The following is a 15,470-nucleotide window of genomic DNA, read 5'->3' as shown; positions in this document are numbered from 1 at the left end:
ACCAACGTCTATTTGTGCAGCACGCCCTCAACCGTTCCGCGCATTTGATCGGCCAGAGGACTGCGGGAGCCAGCAGCGGGCGAGCCACCGAGCGATCCCCTGGCAATCCGATTCTTGCGTGAGTGATGGAGCCGCCCGCCGAGGCGCCGTGCGCCAGTCTCGGCGAGGATGCGTCGGCCCCCGGGCTCGTCGGCGAACCGGAGTCGAAGGGCGGCTGCGGGTCGTACTCCATCGTGAGTTGCACACGGCGGGCGGTGTCGGCGTCGTAGACCTCGCCTGCGACGGTCAGGGCGAAGTCGATGCCGCTCGTCACACCGCCGCCGGTGACGAGGTTGCCGTCGTGCACGACGCTCTCGTGCACGGGGGTGATCCCGAGCAGCGGCAGCATCGCGTGCGAAGCCCTGTGCGTGGTGTGACGGCCCTTCAGCAGGCCGGCCGCACCCAAAGACGAACGCTCCGGTGCAGACGCTGGAGACGTACCTAGCCTCCTGCGCCTGTGTTCGCACGAAGTCGAGGGCTACCGCGTGGCCCATCAGGTCGAAGGTGCCCTGGCCCCCGGGCACCATCAGCACGTCGGCCTGCGGGGCCGTGTCGAAGGTCGTGGTGGGCAGCATCGACAAGCCCGAGTCAGTCGCAACCGGATCGAGGTCGTGCCAGACGAGATCGGTCGTCGCACCGGGCAGGCGCGAGAACAGCTGCACGGGGCCGGTGAGGTCGAGCTGCGTGACGTCCGGGAAGAGCAGCGACGAACCGCACCGAAGCCGCCACAGGCCTACTCGTGGTCGACGACGGCGAGCAGCGAGACCACCCCGAAGCGTGTGGTCGTGTTCGTCTGCTCGACGAGCGACGTGACGCGCGCGTTCGGGTAGGGCGCGATGGCCTCGGTGAAGGCGTTCGCGGCCGCCTCGAGGTTCTTCGCGGTGACGGTGACGAACATCTGGAAAGGATGCAGAGACATGCGGCGAGCCTCGTCACACGGCTGGTGGCGTCGCTGGCACCCCAGTCGCTTTAAGCCCGGTGCGATGCGACAAGTAGGGCGACTCTCGATCGGGGGCTTCCTGCGGCGGAGGAGGGGTCGCTCGGTTGGGCCGTGAGCAATTCTTCCCTGCCGCCGACCGACGACGATCTCACCCGCGGCCTACCCCGACGAGCGGCCACTGTTGAGAGCCGGGCCGCGAGACCTGCCAGCCGCTCCGCCCCGAGCGCCGCGGGCCCCCCTCGTGTCGCTCAGGTGAGCAAGGCGACCATCACGGCCAACTCGGCGCCGGCATCGACAACGGAGTCGCACCCTGCGGGCGCATCCCGTCGAAGATGATGCCGAGGTAGCGGCGCCAGAGATCGGGCGGCGGGTCGGCGAGGAACTCGACCACGTGCACGGGCGCGCAGATGAGCAGGAAGACGTCGGTGCCGGTGATGTCGGCGCGGATGGCACCGGCATTGCGGGCCTTCTCGACGAGCGACCCCACATCGGCGACGAGGTCGTCGCGGAGGGTCGCCACGAGCGGGTTCGCCGCGCTGGCGGTCATCAGAAAACTGACGTCGCGCTGCTGCCGGCGATCGGCCGCCACAGTCAGGAACTCGAGCAGGGCTGCGCCCGCATCGTCGGACTCGAGGAGGCGGTGTGCAGTGGTCGTCAGCGCGATCATGTGCGTCTCGACGATGGCCGCGATGAGGTCGTCTTTCGTGTCGAAATGACGGAAGACGGTGCCCTTCGCGACGCCGGCCCGCGCCGCGATGTCGGCGATCGAGGCGTCCAACCCGCGCTCGACGAACTCCTCCTCGGCGGCAGCGAGGAGCAGCGCCCGGTTGCGCACCGCATCGGCGCGCACCGGTTTGACAGGAGTAGGCATGCGGCTGATCCTAGCAAGTTGACCGGTGGGTCACTTTGTATCTACAGTGAGATCGCAAGATAACCGCACGGTCACTTTATGGAGGAACACATGGAAATCGCCGGCTCAACCGCTCTCGTCACCGGCAGCAACCGAGGCCTGGGTCTCGCCCTGGCCACCGAGCTGCTGCGTCGCGGCGCGAAGGTGTACGCGACGGCTCGCCGACCCGAGCTCGTCGACCTGCCCGGAGCCGAGGTGCTGTCCCTCGACATCACCGACCAGGCGTCCGTCGATGCGGCTGCCGCGGCTGCCGGCGACGTCGACATCCTGATCAACAACGCGGCCTTCACCGACGGCGGAAACCTCGTCACCGGCGACCTCGACAGGATCCGCGCGGTCATGGACTCGAACTACTACGGCGCCCTCACGATGATCCGTGCCTTCGCCCCGGTGCTCGCCCGGAACGGCGGCGGCGCGATCCTGAACGTCCTGTCGGCGGCGGCCTGGAACACCGTCGACGGCAACACCTCCTACGCGGCGGCGAAGTCGGCCGAGTGGGGCCTGACCAACGGCGTCCGCGTCGAGCTGGCCGGCCAGAACACCCTGGTCAGCGCCCTGGTGCCCGGGCTCATCGCCACGAAGACGCTCCGCGACTTCGCCACCGCCCAGGGGCTTCCGTTACCCGAGCACCTTCTGATCGAGCCCGCTGCACTCGCGCGACTCGCGCTCGACGGTCTCGAGGCCGGCGACGTCGAGATCCTGGACCCAATGAGTGCCGAGGCGAAGAAGACGCTCGCTGGGCCGTCGCTGGCGTTCGACCTGGCGTCGCTGTAGGGGCGTGCGGGCGCTCGCCCTCCGCGGGTGGAAAGCCGCCCTGCGCGAGCGATCATCGAGGGGCACGATTTCGGCCGAGGTCCCAGGGCCGCGGCGCTGGGACCTCGGCCGAAATCGTGTCCGCAGCGCACCGGAGTCGCCTCGGGGCTACTCGTGGTCGACGACGGCGAGCAGCGAGACCACCCCGAAGCGTGTGGTCGTGTTGGTCTGCTCGACGAGCGACGTGACGCGCGCGTTCGGGTAGGGCGCGATGGCCTCGGTGAGGGCGTTCGCGGCCGCCTCGAGGTTCTTCGCGGTGACGGTGACGAACTTCTGAGAAGGATGCAGAGACATGCCGCGAGCCTAGTCACGCGGACGGTGGCGGTGCTTGGCGCCTCAGTCACCTCAAAACCGATGCGCACTCAGTAAAGCATTCGTACCACAGAATTATTTTCGTGGCACAATTGGGGATGGCTCCGATTTCCTTTTCTTCCTCGTCCCGCAAACACGGCGTCCCGGAGGAAGACCAGGAATTCGCGATCGGCAACCCGGCCGTGGTCGAACTGATCGAGTCCGAGGTGCTGCTCATTATCGGGCATCCACACGGGCAGACCGAGCGCTGGATCGAGCTCCCGATCCGAGCTCTGCCGTCCGGTGACAAGAATGTGTTCCACGCAATGGAGTTGGGGCCGAGGTTTCGGCCTTTCCTCGAGGAGGCGACGAGAAGATGACGAAGAGTACAAACGAGCAACTGGCCGACCCGAACCTGCCGTTGACACCGTGGCCCGAGCGGCCCGCTCCGATCACGGGCGACGAAGCACGCGAGATCGGAAGGATGCTGCTCGACGATGACGTGCCGGCCGGCGATGTCCTGGAGCGCGCCCGCCGCGGACGGGCCTCACTCGGCAGCTCCGGAAGCGAGTCGCCGACTCTCCGATTTCGTGTCCCGGCCGAGCAAGCCGCCGAACTCGAAAGTGTGGCGGCAGTGACGCACCTGCAGAAGAGCGAGTTGTTGCGAGAAGGGCTGCGACTCGTGCTTGCGCGGTACCGCGAAGACGTGGCACCACCAGTTCCTGCGAAGGGGCGACGCCGCCGGGGTGTCGTCACTCTCGAGGTGACCGACGCCGAACTCGCCGTGCTCAGAGCTCTGAGCGAACGCGGCATTCCCGTCGGCAGAGCCTGACAATCCCTCCTCCCGTTGTGGCGACTCTCGATCGGGGGCTTTTGGGGCCGGCCGAGGGGTCGCTAGGTTCGGGGCATGAGCAATGCCTCCACGCCGCCGACCGACGGCCCCACCCGCGGCCTGCCCAACGAGCGGTCGCTGTTCCGGGCGGGGCCGCGAGACCTGCCGGCCGAACCGCCTCGAGCGCCGTGGACCTCCTCTCAAGTGGCGCACATCTGGATCCTGGTGATCGGCGGCACACTCACCGTGTTCGGGCTGGTCAGCGCTATCGCGGGCCGCATCGCCCTCACCAGCGCCTACGACTCCGTCGAGGGCGTCACCTCGACGACCTTCAACTACCCCGGCGCCGCGGCCGCCAGCGCCTGGCTCTGGCTCGGCGTCGGCACGCTCGTGCCGGGCGGCGTGATCCTGCTCATCGAGCTCTTTCTCTTCGCGCACTCTGACGGAAAGCCCCGCCCTTCGACCGAGAGCTGACCCCGGCCGGCCCGAGTTGAAGCGCCAGTGCGGCGTTCACGCGGATCGGCTACTGTTCGGCTGTGGAGCCGGGGGCGCGGAAAGCAGAGCTGGAGCAGGCGGCGTTCGGGGCGGGTGCGACCGCCGCCGAGAGAACAGCCGCGCTGCGGCAGTGGGCCGAGGCGGCTGAGCCGCCCCGTGCTGACGGTGACCCGGGCTTAGAGCACGAGGTGCCTGCGGCCCAGGAGCCAGAGGCAGAGGTCGAGGGAGGGGCGGGGCTCGCGGCAGACGCGGAGTCACCCCCGCTGAGGCCGCGGAGCCGCTCGAGCCACCCCCGTCGCCGCCTCATCGCCACCATCGCCGCGGCCACCGCCGGCACCCTCGTCGTCGGCATCGCGATCGGCGCTCTGCTCAGCCCGCACACCGCGGCCACCGCCTCGTCGCGCGCCACAACAGAGCCGGTGACGAACCTCGACACGACTCAACCCGGCTGGGCTGTCGCCGACGGTGGGTCGGACTCCGATTCGACCCACTTCGACGGCTCCGGCAGCCCCACCGTGCTGTCGCCGGTAGACGGCTCTCTGCGTGGGAAGGTGTCGGTGAACGTCGCCGCGGCCGAGAAGCTGCTCTCGCGCGCCCGCACCGCGCAAGACGCCGTCCCGGCCGTGCTCGGCGAGGAGACGCTCGTCGTGGCTTCGTCCACGCGACGCGTCGCCACCGGCCGGGGCGCGGCGGCGGTGTGGGTGGCCCGCCAGGTCGGCAAACCCGCCGGCTTCTGCCTGATCGCGGCGAGCAGCGACCCGAACAGCGCAACGGGCGACGCGTCGACAGAGTGCTCGGCCAGCCTGCAGTTCGGCAAGACCGGCATGACCCTGCAATCCGACACGTACTCGGTCACCTGGGCCGGCGGCACTGTCACGGTGGCCTTCTCGAGCTGAGCGGGCTGGCGCGGCTGGCCGGGCTGGCCGGGCTGGCCGGGCTGGCCGGGCTGGCCGGGCTGGCGCGGATCGCGCGGGCTGGCGCGGGCCGCTGAACTCCGGAATGCGGCAGAAGCTCTAGCCCGCGGCGCGGAGTTCGTGCCGGTCGGCAGAGTCCCTGCCGGTCGGCAGAGTTCAGGGGTAGCGCCGCGGGCCAGGTCGCTAGTGCGCCTCCTCCGCCGACGGCGCGAGCACCGCACGGAAGGTGCGCCACAGGATCACGATGTCACCGAGGATCGACCAGTTCTCGACATAGAACAGGTCGAGCCGGATGGCGTCCTCCCAGCCGAGCGACGACCGCCCGCCGACCTGCCACAGGCCGCTCATGCCCGGCTTCAGCAACAGGCGGCGGCGGGCCGCGTCGTCGTAGAGCGCCACCTCGCCGTCTCGCTGGGGGCGGGGGCCGACGAGGCTCATCGAGCCGAGCAGCACGTTGAACAGCTGGGGGAATTCGTCGAGGGAATGTTTGCGCAAGGTGCGCCCGACCGTGGTGACCCTGGGGTCGTTCGCCACCTTGAACAGGGGCCGGTCAGAACTGCCCTGCGATGCCAAAAGGGCCGCGAGCTCGGCGTCGGCGTCGTTTCGCATCGACCGGAACTTGAGCATGTGGAAGGCGTCGCCGTTCAGCCCGACCCGCTCTTGCTTGTAGAGCACCGGGCCCGGCGACGAGGCCTTCACCAGTAGGGCGAGCACGAGCAGCAGCGGCGACAGCACGGCGATCATGAGCGCCGACCCGACGATGTCGAAGGTGCGCTTGGCGACGAGCTTGCTGCCCTCATAACGAGGCGTCTCGACGTGGATCAGGGGCAGGCCTGCCACCGGCCGCGTCTTGATCCTGGGGCCGCCGATGTCGGTGAGGCTGGGCGCCACGATCAGGTGCTGCTGGCCGGCCTCGAGGCCCCAGCTGAGCTGACGGAGACCCTGCGGGCCGAGCTCGGACGCGCCCGTGACCACCACGGTGTCGGCGCCTGACGTCTCGAGCGCGTCGAGAGCCCCCGTGATCGGCCCGACGATCGGCACATCCGTGCCGGTGAGCCGGTTGCCGAGCACCCCGCCGGGGATGCAGGCGGCGACCACGCGGTAACCCTCTTCGGGGTGGCGGGCCAGCTCGCGCTGGAAGTGCAGCGCCGTCTCTTCGGTGCCGACCAGCAGCACGCGCGCCGTGTACTCGCCCAGGTTGCGCTTCACCCCGAGCCACTGCCGCCACATCCAGCGCGAGAACAACAGCACCAGCACCCCGAGCGGCAGCGCGATCAGGATGTAGCCGCGCGCCAGCTCGACCTTGAACAGGAAGGCGAAGATCGCCACGAGACCGAACAGCCGCACGCTGCAGTCGACGATCTGGCGGTACTCGCCCGAGCCGCCGCCGATCACCCGGTAGTTGCGGGTGTCGTAGAGCGACAGCATCACCATCCAGGCCAGGATCACCACGACCGACACCGCGGTGTAGCCGATGGCGAGGTCGTTGCGGTTGTTCGCGATCGACACGTTCTGGCTGTCGAACCCGAAGTAGGCGATCTGCACCCCGAACACCACCCACACCAGCACGAGCAGGTCGGTCACGCGGAGGCGCCGCGCGTACGCCTGGGTCCAGGTGTTCGTCGTGCCGGCCCCCTGCGTCGTCACCACGTGACCCCGCCATCCGTCGACACCAGCGTCTTCCCACCCACCCACAGCCACACGTCCGAGCCGGTGCGCGAGAGCGCGACCGTCGCCGCGGTCAGAGGCGCGGCACGGTCGGCGATGCTCGCGCACCCGAGAGCCGTCGCGGTCGACGAGGCGGTCACCGGCACTGCCAGCGATTCGACGTCGAGGCCGGCGCAGCCCTTCACCCCCGTGCGAGCGATCGTGAACGAGCCGGTCGTGGGTGCGATGGCGACGATGCCCGACACGCCCACGCGAGACCAGGATCCTGCGCCCGCCCGCACCTGCAACCCGTCAGAGCAGACGACCGCCGTCTCGGTGGCGCCCTCGACGACGCTCTCGGGGGCAGTGCACGGCGACGCGGCGGCCCCGGACGTGAGGTGCAGCGACGAGGCCGACGGCACGATGTAGGCCGACGAGGTGAGGCTCGAGGGCGATGCCGCCCAGAACATTCCACTCGTGAACGACTCAGCCGCGGCGACCGCGCACGACGAACCGTCGCCGCCGACCACGACGGTGCGCGACGAGCCGCCGTCGAGGGCGACGACGGTGTCGACGGCCTGCGCGCCCAGCGAGACGGGCGACCAGGTGGCGCCGCCGTCGGTGGTGTGCTCGACGGTCGCGACCGTGGCGGTCGCCGCGGTGCTGCCGTCGCTCGTGGGGCAGGTGCCGGAGGTGGCGCGCCAGGCTTCGGTCGCGCTCACGGCAGAGATCAGCGGCGCGGGGCCGGTGGTCGACGATGCCCCGGACGCCGCGGCATCGCTGCCCGCACCCGTGGTCGCCGAGGGCGACGGGGTAGGCGTCGATCCGGCGGTCGGCTCGGGCGTCGGGGTGCTCGTGTAGGTCGGGATCGGCCCGGGCGTCGTCGCCGGCTGCGGGGCGACGCCGTGGGCGGCGATCACGACGAGCACGATGTCGAGCACCACGAACGCCGCGAGGCCGCCGAGCACGACGAAACGCCAGCGCGACTCGAGCAGCGGGGTGCGGCCCCTCCCCCACGGTCTCGCCATCAGGCCCCAGCCTGCCCGAGCGGAGGCAGCTCACCGAAGGCCGCCGCGATCACGGCCACGTCGGCGTCGATCTCGGCCGCCGCCTCTTCGTGGACGACGAGACCCCGCTGATACGGGTCGACGATGTCGTCGTCGCGCTCGTCGTCGGGCGGCACGACGACGCCGCGCAGGGCCGCGGCTGAGGCGACGACGTCCTCCGGCTGGTGCCACGCGGCACGGTCGGCCGGGTCGACGGCGGCGATCAGCCGGGCGAACTGGTTCAGGGTGAAGGTGAAGCGGCTGGCGCGCGGCAGTAGCTGCACGACGGCGGCGCGGTGAGCGCGGGTCGCCGTCAGCACGAGGTGCGACTCGGCGACGAGGCCGGCGCGGAGGTGCTGCGCGCGGTGCTCGTCAGGGGCGCCGCCATAGCGCCTCGACATCTCGGCAGCCGTCTCGTCCATCGGCTCGCCGTCGTCGGCGATCGTGCCGGCGCTGTGGATCGTGAAGCCGTGCAGCGTGGCGTTGTGTGCCATGGCGCTGTTCGCCGTCGAGGTGCCCTCGGCAGCGTCCAGGCGGGCCCGCAGCAGCTGCTCGGCCAGCGGCGAACGGCAGATGTTGCCCGTGCAGACCGTCAGCACGACGAACGGGGAGCCGTCCGGTCTCACCGCGAGGTCCGGCGGACGCCGACGGGCAGGGCGACCGGCTCGGTGTCGCGCTCGTTGTCAGAGCCCTTGTCGCCGCCCTTGTCGTCGGGCACCCCGTAGCCCGAGGCGTAACCGTAGCGGCCGTAGCCGTAGGCGTCCGGGCCCTTCGTCGGCATCATCGTGAGCACGATGCCCGACACGGGCGCGCCGACGTTCTCGAGGGTGGCGACGGCGCCGCTCAACTGGTTCTTGAGCGTGCGAGCGGCCGCCACGACGACGATGGCGCCGCTGGCGCTCTTGGCCAGGATCGCCGCGTCGGTCACGGGCAAGAGCGGCGGGGCGTCGAACAGCACGTACTCGTACTGCTGCTCGAGCTGCTGGATCAGGTTCTGCATCTGGCGCGAGCCGAGCAGCTCGCTCGGGTTCGGCGGGATCTGGCCCGCGGGCAGCACGTGCAGAGAGCCGCGGCCCCAGGGTTGCACGACATCCTGCAACTCGGCACGGCCGATCAGCACGTCGGTGAGGCCGACCGCGCCCTCGAGGCCCATGTAGGTCGCGAGCTTCGGGCGCCGCAGGTCGGCGTCGATCACGATGACGCGATAGCCGGCGTTCTCGAGCGTGATGGCGAGGTTCGCGACGGTGGTGCTCTTGCCCTCCGACTGGACCGAGCTGGTGACGACGAAGCTGCGCGCCTTGCCCTCGATGTCCAAGAACTGCAGGTTCGTGCGCAGCGTGCGGAACGACTCCGACCGGGGGCTCCGCGGGTCGGCCTGCACGATCAGGGGGCGCGTCGACGCTTTCGAGTCGTACGCGATGCCGCCGACGATCGGCGCGTCGGTGATCCGCTCGACGTCCGCCTCGTTGCGCACCCGGTTGTCGAGGGCCTCCCGCAGCACGGCGATGCCGACGCCGAGAGCGAGACCGACGAGCAGGCCCAGGATCACGTTCAGCGGCACCTTCGGGCTGACCGGCGCGCTCGGCACCTGCGCCTCCTGCACTCGAGTCAGCTTCACCTGCGAGGTGTCGGTGGCACCGGTCGCCTCGATCTGCTGCACCACGTTCGTCAGGCTCTGCGACGTCGCATTCGCGATATTCGCCGCCTCGACTGCGTTCGTCGACGTCGCCGTGATCTGGATCAGGGTCGTGTTGAGCGGGGCGTCGGCCGAGACCATCGCCGCCAGCTGCGCGGCAGTGAGGTTCAGCTTGAGGCTGGTGGCGACCGGCAGCAGCACGATCGGGGTCGTCACGAGGTTCGCGTAGGTGGTCACCCGCTGCTGCGTGAACGTCGAGCCCTGCACCAGATCGGTCACGCTGCCCGACGACTGCGTCGAGACGAAGACCTGCGCCGAGGCGCTGAACACCGGCTTCTTGACGATCGAATAGGCCGCTGCGGCGGCCACGCCGACGAGTGCCAGCACCAGGATGAGCACCCATCCCTTGCGCAACACCGTGATGTAATCGCGAAGCTCCACGCTTCGGCCTCCCCTTGCCCGGTGCGGCCCCCTGAATTACGGCCGCACTTCGACATATTCTCACAGCCCGGGAGGTGCGTGAGACGACGCCGCGCTCGCGTGCTCTAGTTTGGGGCCATGAGCAGGGGCGAAACGGGGGGTGCGGGGGCGCCTTCGGGGGCGCCTCGTGCTGCGTCTGGCGGGCCGCGTCTCTCTTTTGCGGCGGTTCTCGTCATCTGCGGCGTCGCCCTGGTCGTCGCGATCGTGGCCACCAGGATCCTGATCGCTCACCCTCTCGCCCCGGGCGGGGCCCCAGGCGTCTGGCTCGGCTATATCGGGGTGTGGGTGCCGCTCGTGGCGGCCGTCGTCATCGCGGCGGGTGGTCGCCTCACCAGTCTCGCGTCGCGCGGCTCGTTCGCCTCGAACCTCCTGCCGGATGTCGCCCTCGGGCTCGGCGCCGGGCTGCTCGCCCGCGCGATCGACGCGCTGCTGACCGTGGCCGTGACCGGCTCGACGGGGCTGGCGCCGCAGCCGACCCTCGGCGGCGGGCCGACGGGTGCGCTCGCCGCGGCGGTCATCCTCGCGCCGGTCGTCGTGGCCCCTGTCATCGAAGAGCTGTTCTTTCGCGGGGTGCTGCAGGGTGCGGTGGCGCGGGCGCTGGCCGGGCCGGCTCATACGGCCGCTGGTGCGGGCTCAGCGGCGACGCCCGATCGGTTCGCGGTGTGGACCGCGGCAGCCCTCGTGGCGGTCGTGTTCGCCGTCGTGCACGTGCTGGTGGCACCGTCGGCGCCGATCGTGCTGACCGTCGGCGGCACCTTCGTGCTCGGCATCGCCGCCGGCGCCGTCGTCGTGCGCACAGGTCGCCTCGGCGGAGCCATCGTGGCCCACGTCGTCTTCAACGGCGTCGCCGTGCTGCTCACCTGGCCGCGATAGCCGCCGCCCCGTTTGCACAACCCGCGCGCCCGACACCCGCGATTCAGCAGAACACCCCCGGCTTCGCCGGTGTCCCGCTGATTCGGCGGTGCCGAAGCCGCTGCCGGGCCTCGGCCGTTCGGCTCCGTCCCGCTGATTCGGCGATGCCGAACCGGCTGCCGGGCCTCGGCCGTTCGGCGCCGTCCGTGCTGCGCCGGGGCACCGGCCCGACCTGCCGGCCCGCCGGCCCGCCCGCCCGCCCGCCGGCCCGCCGGCCCGCCGGCCCGGCCTGCCGGACTGCCCGGCCGCCGCTTTCGCACAGCCGGCACCCCGCGACTGCGCTTCCTCCGCCAGGCGTGGCGCTCGCCGACCGTGCTCTCGCTCGCGCACTTCTGCGAGCCCCCCACCCCGCGAGCCCGGCCCCGCTCCCCCGGGCGGCCCGCCGCCGAGGCACCTCGGATCAGACGGGATTCACTGCGACGCGCCGCTCACTTTGTCTGACTCGTGGTGCCTCGGCGAGAGCGGCGCGGGCGCGACGGGCGCGACGGGCGCGCGGGCGCCCAGCACAGCACAGCGCGAAAATGGCCCCACCCGAAGGGTGAGGCCATTTCCGTCTCGTGGATCTGAGGGGACTCGAACCCCTGACCCCCTGCATGCCATGCAGGTGCGCTACCAGCTGCGCCACAGACCCGCGGTGTCTTTCGACAGTCGCTACCGCTTCACCCGGAAGAACCCCTCCGGCCGAAGCAACCTGTCCAGATTACTACATTTTGACACTGTGCAAGACCACCCCGGTCGGGCGTCAGAGGTAGCGCAGATACGCCTCCGGCCCCGTGAGGAATCGGCGCCAGTGCTGAACGATCTCGAGGTCGGCCCAGGCGACGCGGCGCAGGCCGTGGTCACCGAATTCGACGATGTCGGCGCCGGGCAGAGCAGTGAGGAGCGGCGAGTGGGTGGCGCAGACGACCTGTGATCCTGTTGTCTGCACGCGCGAGAACGTCGACAGCAGTTTGAGGCAGGCGGTGAATGAGAGAGCCGACTCGGGCTCGTCGAGCACGTAGAGGCCCTTCTCGCCGAAGAACTGGTCGAACGCGGCCCGGAAGCTCTCGCCGTGGCTGGCCTCGGTGAACTCGTCGCCGAAATCGAAGTGGCGCTCGAACTCGACCGTGGCCGTCTCGGCGCGAAGGAAGAAGCCCTTCTGTTTGCGCCCGACCATGCCGGTGGCGACGCGGTTGATGCGCAATGCCTCGCCCAGCGTCGACTTCGACAGCTCGGAGGCGTATTTGTGGCCGCCTTTGCCGCTGCGCACGTCGAGCCCCCACTTCTCGGCGAGGGCCTCGACCACGGTCGACTTGCCGGTGCCGTTCTCGCCCACGAAGAAGGTCACGGGCGCGGTGAGCGTCAGCCCGCCGTCGACGAGCGCCCGCACGGCGGGCACGGTGAACGGCCATTCGCTGCGGTCGACGAGGGCCTCGGGCACGCTCAGCCGGTCGATGATCACGGCATCAGGATGCCACGCCCCACCGACAGCGAAGCTGGCCTACGCGTCCTGCGAGGTGGTCTCGAGGTCGAGGGCGATTGCGGGGCAGTCGCTCCAGAGGCGCTCGAGCGAGTAGAACTGGCGGTCTTCTTCGTGGAAGACGTGCACGACGATGTCGCCGAAGTCGAGCAGCACCCAGCGACCTTCGGACCGGCCCTCGCGGCGAAGCGGCTTGTGGCCGGCCTCGATGAGCTTGTCTTCGACCTCGCCGGCGATGGCGATGACGTTGCGCTCGTTACGGCCGGAGGCGAGGAGGAAGACGTCGGTGAGAGCCAGCGGCTCGGAGACGTCGAGGGCGACGAGGTCTTCGGCCTGCTTGGCGTCGGCCGCGCGGGCGGCGATGTGGAGGAGCTCGATTGCTTCGGGAGTGGCGGTCACGGATTCCTTAGTGAGGGAGAAAAACAGAAGAGGACGGCCAGAGGTGCGGCCGCCCGGAGTCGTTGGTCGGTGCTGTTGGTCGGTGCTGTGAAGAACGAAGAAACAGTTCTCAATGAGAGAGGACGCCGGAGGTGAGACCCCAGACGACAAGGCCCACGATAACAAGACCCAGCGCGATTCCACAGCACGTCAGGATGATTGGCAGGCGGTGGGTCTTCGGCTTGCCCCCCGCGAGCACGACGGCGCGCGTCGACGTGTTGGCGCTGACGGCGCGGCTGGCGCGCACCGGAGTCGCCTCGTTGGAGGCCGTCTCACGGTCGCCCTCTTCGAGCATGCGGTCGATGTCGGCGCCGTCGATGCGCTGCACGTTGTGCGAGCCCGTCGTCGCGAGGCTTCGCGGCAGGTCGATCGAGCCGGTGATGATGACCTCGCCGGTCGCGTTGAGGGCGCCGGTGACGTCGGGCAGGCTGTCGTCGTTCACGATCAGCGCGTTCTGCTGGCCCGTCATCGTGCCGAAGTGCGAGCCGACGGTCTCGACCGTGTCGTCGTCGAGGTCGGCCTGCGTCGACCAGTGGCCGGTCGGCGGCACGAACGGCTGCGACTCGGGCACGGAGGCCGGGATGCTCGGCGCCCGACGAGGCTGGGCGGCGGGCGGCGCCGTGCGCGACGCAGAAGGGGTGGGGGCGGCAGGATCCGAGGGCGTTGACGTCGTCGAAGCGGCGGGCGTCCCAGGCGCGGGGCTCTCGGCTGGCGCAGCGGTCGGGGTCCCTGCGGCCAGGGTCTCTGCGGCCGGGGTCTCTGCGGCCGAAGCCCATGCGGCACCAGACGACGCGGCCGGGGTCGGCACGGCGGGGCCTGACGCGGCGGCGGTCGACGCGGCGGCGGTCGACGGGTCAGCGGTCGACGCGTCAGCGGTCGACGCGTCAGGCGCGTCCGAAGCCGAAGCAGCGGCAGCCACCGATGTCGGAACCGACCCGGACGTCGGAACCGACCCGGACGTCGTCGGGGCCGACCCGCCGGACAGTGCGAACGGGAAGACCGTGGGGGTGGAGGTGGGCGGCGGGGTCGACGAGGCGAGCCCCGACACGACCGGCTCGGAGCCGGTGGACCGGCGGCGGACAGGAGCCGACGCGCCCTCGTCACCCGTGGCATCCTGCGACGCTGTCGACACGGGCGTGACAGACGGCGTGTCGTCGGTGCGACGGAAGGCGCGCGGCTCGGGGCGCCGGCCTGGGGCGGTGAACTCGGGCTGGCGGGCGATGCGTCGCGCGGTGCGGCGGCGGGCTGCACGGCAGCAGGCTGCGTGGCGGCCGGCCCCTGCGCCCCGATGTCGGCGACGTGGCTGAGGGCGTCCGACAGGTTGCGGTCGCTCGCCGGCTGCGGCGCCTTGAGCGGCACCGGGGTCGGGACGGCAGGAGCCGACGCCTCACGCTGAGCACGAAGCTCACGACGGGTGGGGGCGTGGCCGTCGACCAGTGGGGCCGACCCGGGGGCGGCGGCCGACGTGGGGGCTGCGACGTGAGAGCCCGGGCGGTTGGTGGCCTGCTCGGTGCCGCGCGACGGCGGGGTCGCCGGCGACGGCGTCGTCACGGGCATGTTGGACGGCACAGGAGAGCCGGAGACGACGGAGATGCTGCCGGTGATGGCCTCACCAGCCTCGCGCGCCCGTTCGAGGTCGCGAACCTGCCGCCTGGTGAGGGGTGGCTGGCCGTTGGTCGAACTCATGCAGTCTCCGGGATCGTGTGGTTCGTGACCGGCTCGAGAGCGCGGTACAGGTGGTGCTTGGAGATGTATTGAACGACACCGTCAGGGACCAGGTACCAGACCGGGCGCCCCCGGCCGACGCGGCTGCGACAGTCGGTCGACGATATCGCCAGGGCGGGAACTTCGAGCAAGCTTACTTCGCTCTCGGGCAGGCCGCTGACGCTGAGGTCGTGTCCTGGCCGTGAAACAGCCACGAAATGTGCGAGATCCCACAGGTCTTGCACATCTTTCCATTCGAGGATCTGCGCCACCGCGTCGGCCCCGGTGATGAAGAAGAGATCGGCGTCGGGGTGCAGCGCCCGGATGTCGCGGAGGGTGTCGATCGTGTACGTGACACCCTCGCGGTCGATGTCGACCCGGCTGACCGTGAACATCGGGTTCGACGCCGTCGCGATGACGGTCATGAGATAGCGGTGCTCGCCGGCCGTCACGGTGTTCTTCATGTAGGGATGGCCCGTCGGCACGAAGATGACTTCGTCGAGCTCGAACTCGCGGGCTACCTCACTGGCCGCGACGAGGTGGCCGTGGTGGATGGGATCGAAAGTGCCGCCCATCACGCCGATGCGCGGTCGACGACCCGACTCGATCACTGCCGAGTCGATGGGCAGGGAGTCGAAGGGCACGGCGTGGATGCTCGTCACGAGTGCAGGCGCGAGGCGCGACTAGTGCTCTTCGGCGTGGCCGAACTCATCGATGGCCTCTTCGTGCCGCACCGGCACACGGCCCGGGGCCTGGCGGTTGGCGACGTTCTTGTAGCTGAAGGTGACGAACCCCAGGAAGGCGAAGACGATGGCGGCGATCATCGCGACGAAGTAGGGCGGAGCGAACGTCGGGGCCTTCTCTTCGAGGGCGAGAACCGTAGTGGTGAGGGCCGTGACCAGCGTCAGCATCAT

At 70.3% G+C, this 15,470-nt stretch carries 19 protein-coding genes and 1 tRNA gene; 6 read left to right on the top strand and 14 right to left on the bottom strand.

The features are described 5' to 3' along the window. Positions 1 to 8: 8 nt before the first annotated feature. From AX769_RS26005 to AX769_RS10315, 3 genes are all read right to left on the bottom strand, one after another. On the bottom strand, positions 9 to 701 hold the full coding sequence (locus AX769_RS26005; protein ID WP_369824087.1) for a DJ-1/PfpI family protein: 693 nt from the start codon (positions 699 to 701) through the stop codon (positions 9 to 11). A 71-nt stretch (positions 702 to 772) separates the two neighbouring features. Beyond that, positions 773 to 958, bottom strand: a complete 186-nt coding sequence (locus tag AX769_RS23900) for a hypothetical protein (protein WP_157887560.1) — start codon at positions 956 to 958, stop codon at positions 773 to 775. A gap of 289 nt (positions 959 to 1,247) precedes the next feature. Then, positions 1,248 to 1,850 (bottom strand): TetR/AcrR family transcriptional regulator, encoded by a 603-nt coding sequence (locus AX769_RS10315; protein WP_066278884.1) that lies wholly within the window; start codon positions 1,848 to 1,850, stop codon positions 1,248 to 1,250. A 90-nt stretch (positions 1,851 to 1,940) separates the two neighbouring features. On the opposite strand from AX769_RS10315, the gene AX769_RS10310 reads away from it, so the two are divergent. After that, a complete protein-coding gene (locus AX769_RS10310; protein ID WP_066278879.1) occupies positions 1,941 to 2,663 on the top strand; it encodes an SDR family NAD(P)-dependent oxidoreductase in 723 nt (240 codons plus the stop codon). Between the two features lie 147 nt (positions 2,664 to 2,810). Here AX769_RS10310 and AX769_RS10305 read toward each other — a convergent pair whose 3' ends face one another. Continuing rightward, positions 2,811 to 2,996 (bottom strand): hypothetical protein, encoded by a 186-nt coding sequence (locus AX769_RS10305; RefSeq protein WP_066278876.1) that lies wholly within the window; start codon positions 2,994 to 2,996, stop codon positions 2,811 to 2,813. A 101-nt stretch (positions 2,997 to 3,097) separates the two neighbouring features. On the opposite strand from AX769_RS10305, the gene AX769_RS10300 reads away from it, so the two are divergent. From AX769_RS10300 to AX769_RS23895, 4 genes are all read left to right on the top strand, one after another. Next, positions 3,098 to 3,373 carry a hypothetical protein gene (locus AX769_RS10300; RefSeq protein WP_157887559.1) on the top strand — a complete coding sequence of 92 codons (276 nt, stop codon included), beginning with the start codon at positions 3,098 to 3,100 and terminating at the stop codon, positions 3,371 to 3,373. Continuing rightward, positions 3,370 to 3,825 (top strand): ribbon-helix-helix domain-containing protein, encoded by a 456-nt coding sequence (locus AX769_RS10295; protein WP_066278871.1) that lies wholly within the window; start codon positions 3,370 to 3,372, stop codon positions 3,823 to 3,825. The genes AX769_RS10300 and AX769_RS10295 overlap by 4 nt, the downstream gene beginning before the upstream one ends. 75 nt (positions 3,826 to 3,900) lie before the next feature. After that, positions 3,901 to 4,299, top strand: a complete 399-nt coding sequence (locus AX769_RS10290) for a hypothetical protein (RefSeq protein WP_066278869.1) — start codon at positions 3,901 to 3,903, stop codon at positions 4,297 to 4,299. 62 nt (positions 4,300 to 4,361) lie between these two features. Next, a complete protein-coding gene (locus tag AX769_RS23895) occupies positions 4,362 to 5,216 on the top strand; it encodes a hypothetical protein (protein WP_066278867.1) in 855 nt (284 codons plus the stop codon). 201 nt (positions 5,217 to 5,417) lie between these two features. Here the strand turns inward: AX769_RS23895 and AX769_RS10280 are convergent, their stop codons facing one another. Genes AX769_RS10280 through AX769_RS10265 form a run of 4 tightly spaced genes read right to left on the bottom strand, consistent with a single transcriptional unit; the run spans position 5,418 to position 10,004 of the window. Beyond that, positions 5,418 to 6,884, bottom strand: a complete 1,467-nt coding sequence (locus AX769_RS10280; RefSeq protein WP_082763692.1) for a sugar transferase — start codon at positions 6,882 to 6,884, stop codon at positions 5,418 to 5,420. After that, positions 6,878 to 7,909, bottom strand: coding sequence for a hypothetical protein (locus AX769_RS10275; protein ID WP_066278862.1), 1,032 nt, complete (start codon positions 7,907 to 7,909; stop codon positions 6,878 to 6,880). The genes AX769_RS10280 and AX769_RS10275 overlap by 7 nt, the downstream gene beginning before the upstream one ends. Then, a complete protein-coding gene (locus tag AX769_RS10270) occupies positions 7,909 to 8,553 on the bottom strand; it encodes a low molecular weight phosphatase family protein (protein WP_066278859.1) in 645 nt (214 codons plus the stop codon). Before AX769_RS10270 ends, AX769_RS10275 begins: the two co-directional genes overlap by 1 nt. Next, positions 8,550 to 10,004 (bottom strand): polysaccharide biosynthesis tyrosine autokinase, encoded by a 1,455-nt coding sequence (locus tag AX769_RS10265; RefSeq protein ID WP_082763690.1) that lies wholly within the window; start codon positions 10,002 to 10,004, stop codon positions 8,550 to 8,552. Before AX769_RS10265 ends, AX769_RS10270 begins: the two co-directional genes overlap by 4 nt. A gap of 117 nt (positions 10,005 to 10,121) precedes the next feature. Here AX769_RS10265 and AX769_RS10260 point away from each other — a divergent pair, with 117 nt between their 5' ends. Then, complete coding sequence (locus AX769_RS10260; RefSeq protein ID WP_082763688.1) at positions 10,122 to 10,916, top strand: CPBP family intramembrane glutamic endopeptidase; 795 nt, start codon at positions 10,122 to 10,124, stop codon at positions 10,914 to 10,916. Between the two features lie 597 nt (positions 10,917 to 11,513). Here the strand turns inward: AX769_RS10260 and AX769_RS10255 are convergent. From AX769_RS10255 to AX769_RS10230, 6 genes are all read right to left on the bottom strand, one after another. Next, positions 11,514 to 11,586, bottom strand: a tRNA-Ala gene (locus tag AX769_RS10255). A gap of 111 nt (positions 11,587 to 11,697) precedes the next feature. Continuing rightward, positions 11,698 to 12,396 (bottom strand): AAA family ATPase, encoded by a 699-nt coding sequence (locus AX769_RS10250; RefSeq protein ID WP_066278856.1) that lies wholly within the window; start codon positions 12,394 to 12,396, stop codon positions 11,698 to 11,700. Between the two features lie 39 nt (positions 12,397 to 12,435). Then, the gene (rsfS, locus tag AX769_RS10245; protein ID WP_066278855.1) at positions 12,436 to 12,813 is read right to left on the bottom strand and encodes a ribosome silencing factor; all 378 of its coding nucleotides are present in this window, start codon (positions 12,811 to 12,813) and stop codon (positions 12,436 to 12,438) included. Between the two features lie 109 nt (positions 12,814 to 12,922). After that, on the bottom strand, positions 12,923 to 13,984 hold the full coding sequence (locus AX769_RS10240; protein ID WP_066278853.1) for a hypothetical protein: 1,062 nt from the start codon (positions 13,982 to 13,984) through the stop codon (positions 12,923 to 12,925). A 550-nt stretch (positions 13,985 to 14,534) separates the two neighbouring features. Then, the gene (gene nadD / locus AX769_RS10235) at positions 14,535 to 15,131 is read right to left on the bottom strand and encodes a nicotinate-nucleotide adenylyltransferase (RefSeq protein WP_066283479.1); all 597 of its coding nucleotides are present in this window, start codon (positions 15,129 to 15,131) and stop codon (positions 14,535 to 14,537) included. Positions 15,132 to 15,239: 108 nt separating this feature from the next. Continuing rightward, on the bottom strand, positions 15,240 to 15,470 hold the full coding sequence (locus AX769_RS10230; RefSeq protein ID WP_066278850.1) for a hypothetical protein: 231 nt from the start codon (positions 15,468 to 15,470) through the stop codon (positions 15,240 to 15,242).

Source organism: Frondihabitans sp. PAMC 28766 (assembly GCF_001577365.1).
In the GTDB taxonomy this organism is placed as follows: domain Bacteria; phylum Actinomycetota; class Actinomycetes; order Actinomycetales; family Microbacteriaceae; genus Frondihabitans.
The sequence above is the reverse complement of the archived record's forward strand: the minus strand, read 5'-3'. Positions and strand labels throughout refer to the sequence as shown.

What these genes read in the sequence shown, in the direction of transcription:
- AX769_RS10230 (WP_066278850.1), bottom strand. Translation starts at nt 15,470, where the DNA reads ATGATGCTGACGCTGGTCACGGCCCTCACCACTACGGTTCTCGCCCTC.
- AX769_RS10260 (WP_082763688.1), top strand. Translation starts at nt 10,122, where the DNA reads ATGAGCAGGGGCGAAACGGGGGGTGCGGGGGCGCCTTCGGGGGCGCCT.
- AX769_RS10310 (WP_066278879.1), top strand. Translation starts at nt 1,941, where the DNA reads ATGGAAATCGCCGGCTCAACCGCTCTCGTCACCGGCAGCAACCGAGGC.
- AX769_RS10305 (WP_066278876.1), bottom strand. Translation starts at nt 2,996, where the DNA reads ATGTCTCTGCATCCTTCTCAGAAGTTCGTCACCGTCACCGCGAAGAAC.
- AX769_RS10315 (WP_066278884.1), bottom strand. Translation starts at nt 1,850, where the DNA reads ATGCCTACTCCTGTCAAACCGGTGCGCGCCGATGCGGTGCGCAACCGG.
- AX769_RS10290 (WP_066278869.1), top strand. Translation starts at nt 3,901, where the DNA reads ATGAGCAATGCCTCCACGCCGCCGACCGACGGCCCCACCCGCGGCCTG.
- nadD (WP_066283479.1), bottom strand. Translation starts at nt 15,131, where the DNA reads ATGGGCGGCACTTTCGATCCCATCCACCACGGCCACCTCGTCGCGGCC.
- AX769_RS10295 (WP_066278871.1), top strand. Translation starts at nt 3,370, where the DNA reads ATGACGAAGAGTACAAACGAGCAACTGGCCGACCCGAACCTGCCGTTG.
- AX769_RS10275 (WP_066278862.1), bottom strand. Translation starts at nt 7,909, where the DNA reads ATGGCGAGACCGTGGGGGAGGGGCCGCACCCCGCTGCTCGAGTCGCGC.
- AX769_RS23900 (WP_157887560.1), bottom strand. Translation starts at nt 958, where the DNA reads ATGTCTCTGCATCCTTTCCAGATGTTCGTCACCGTCACCGCGAAGAAC.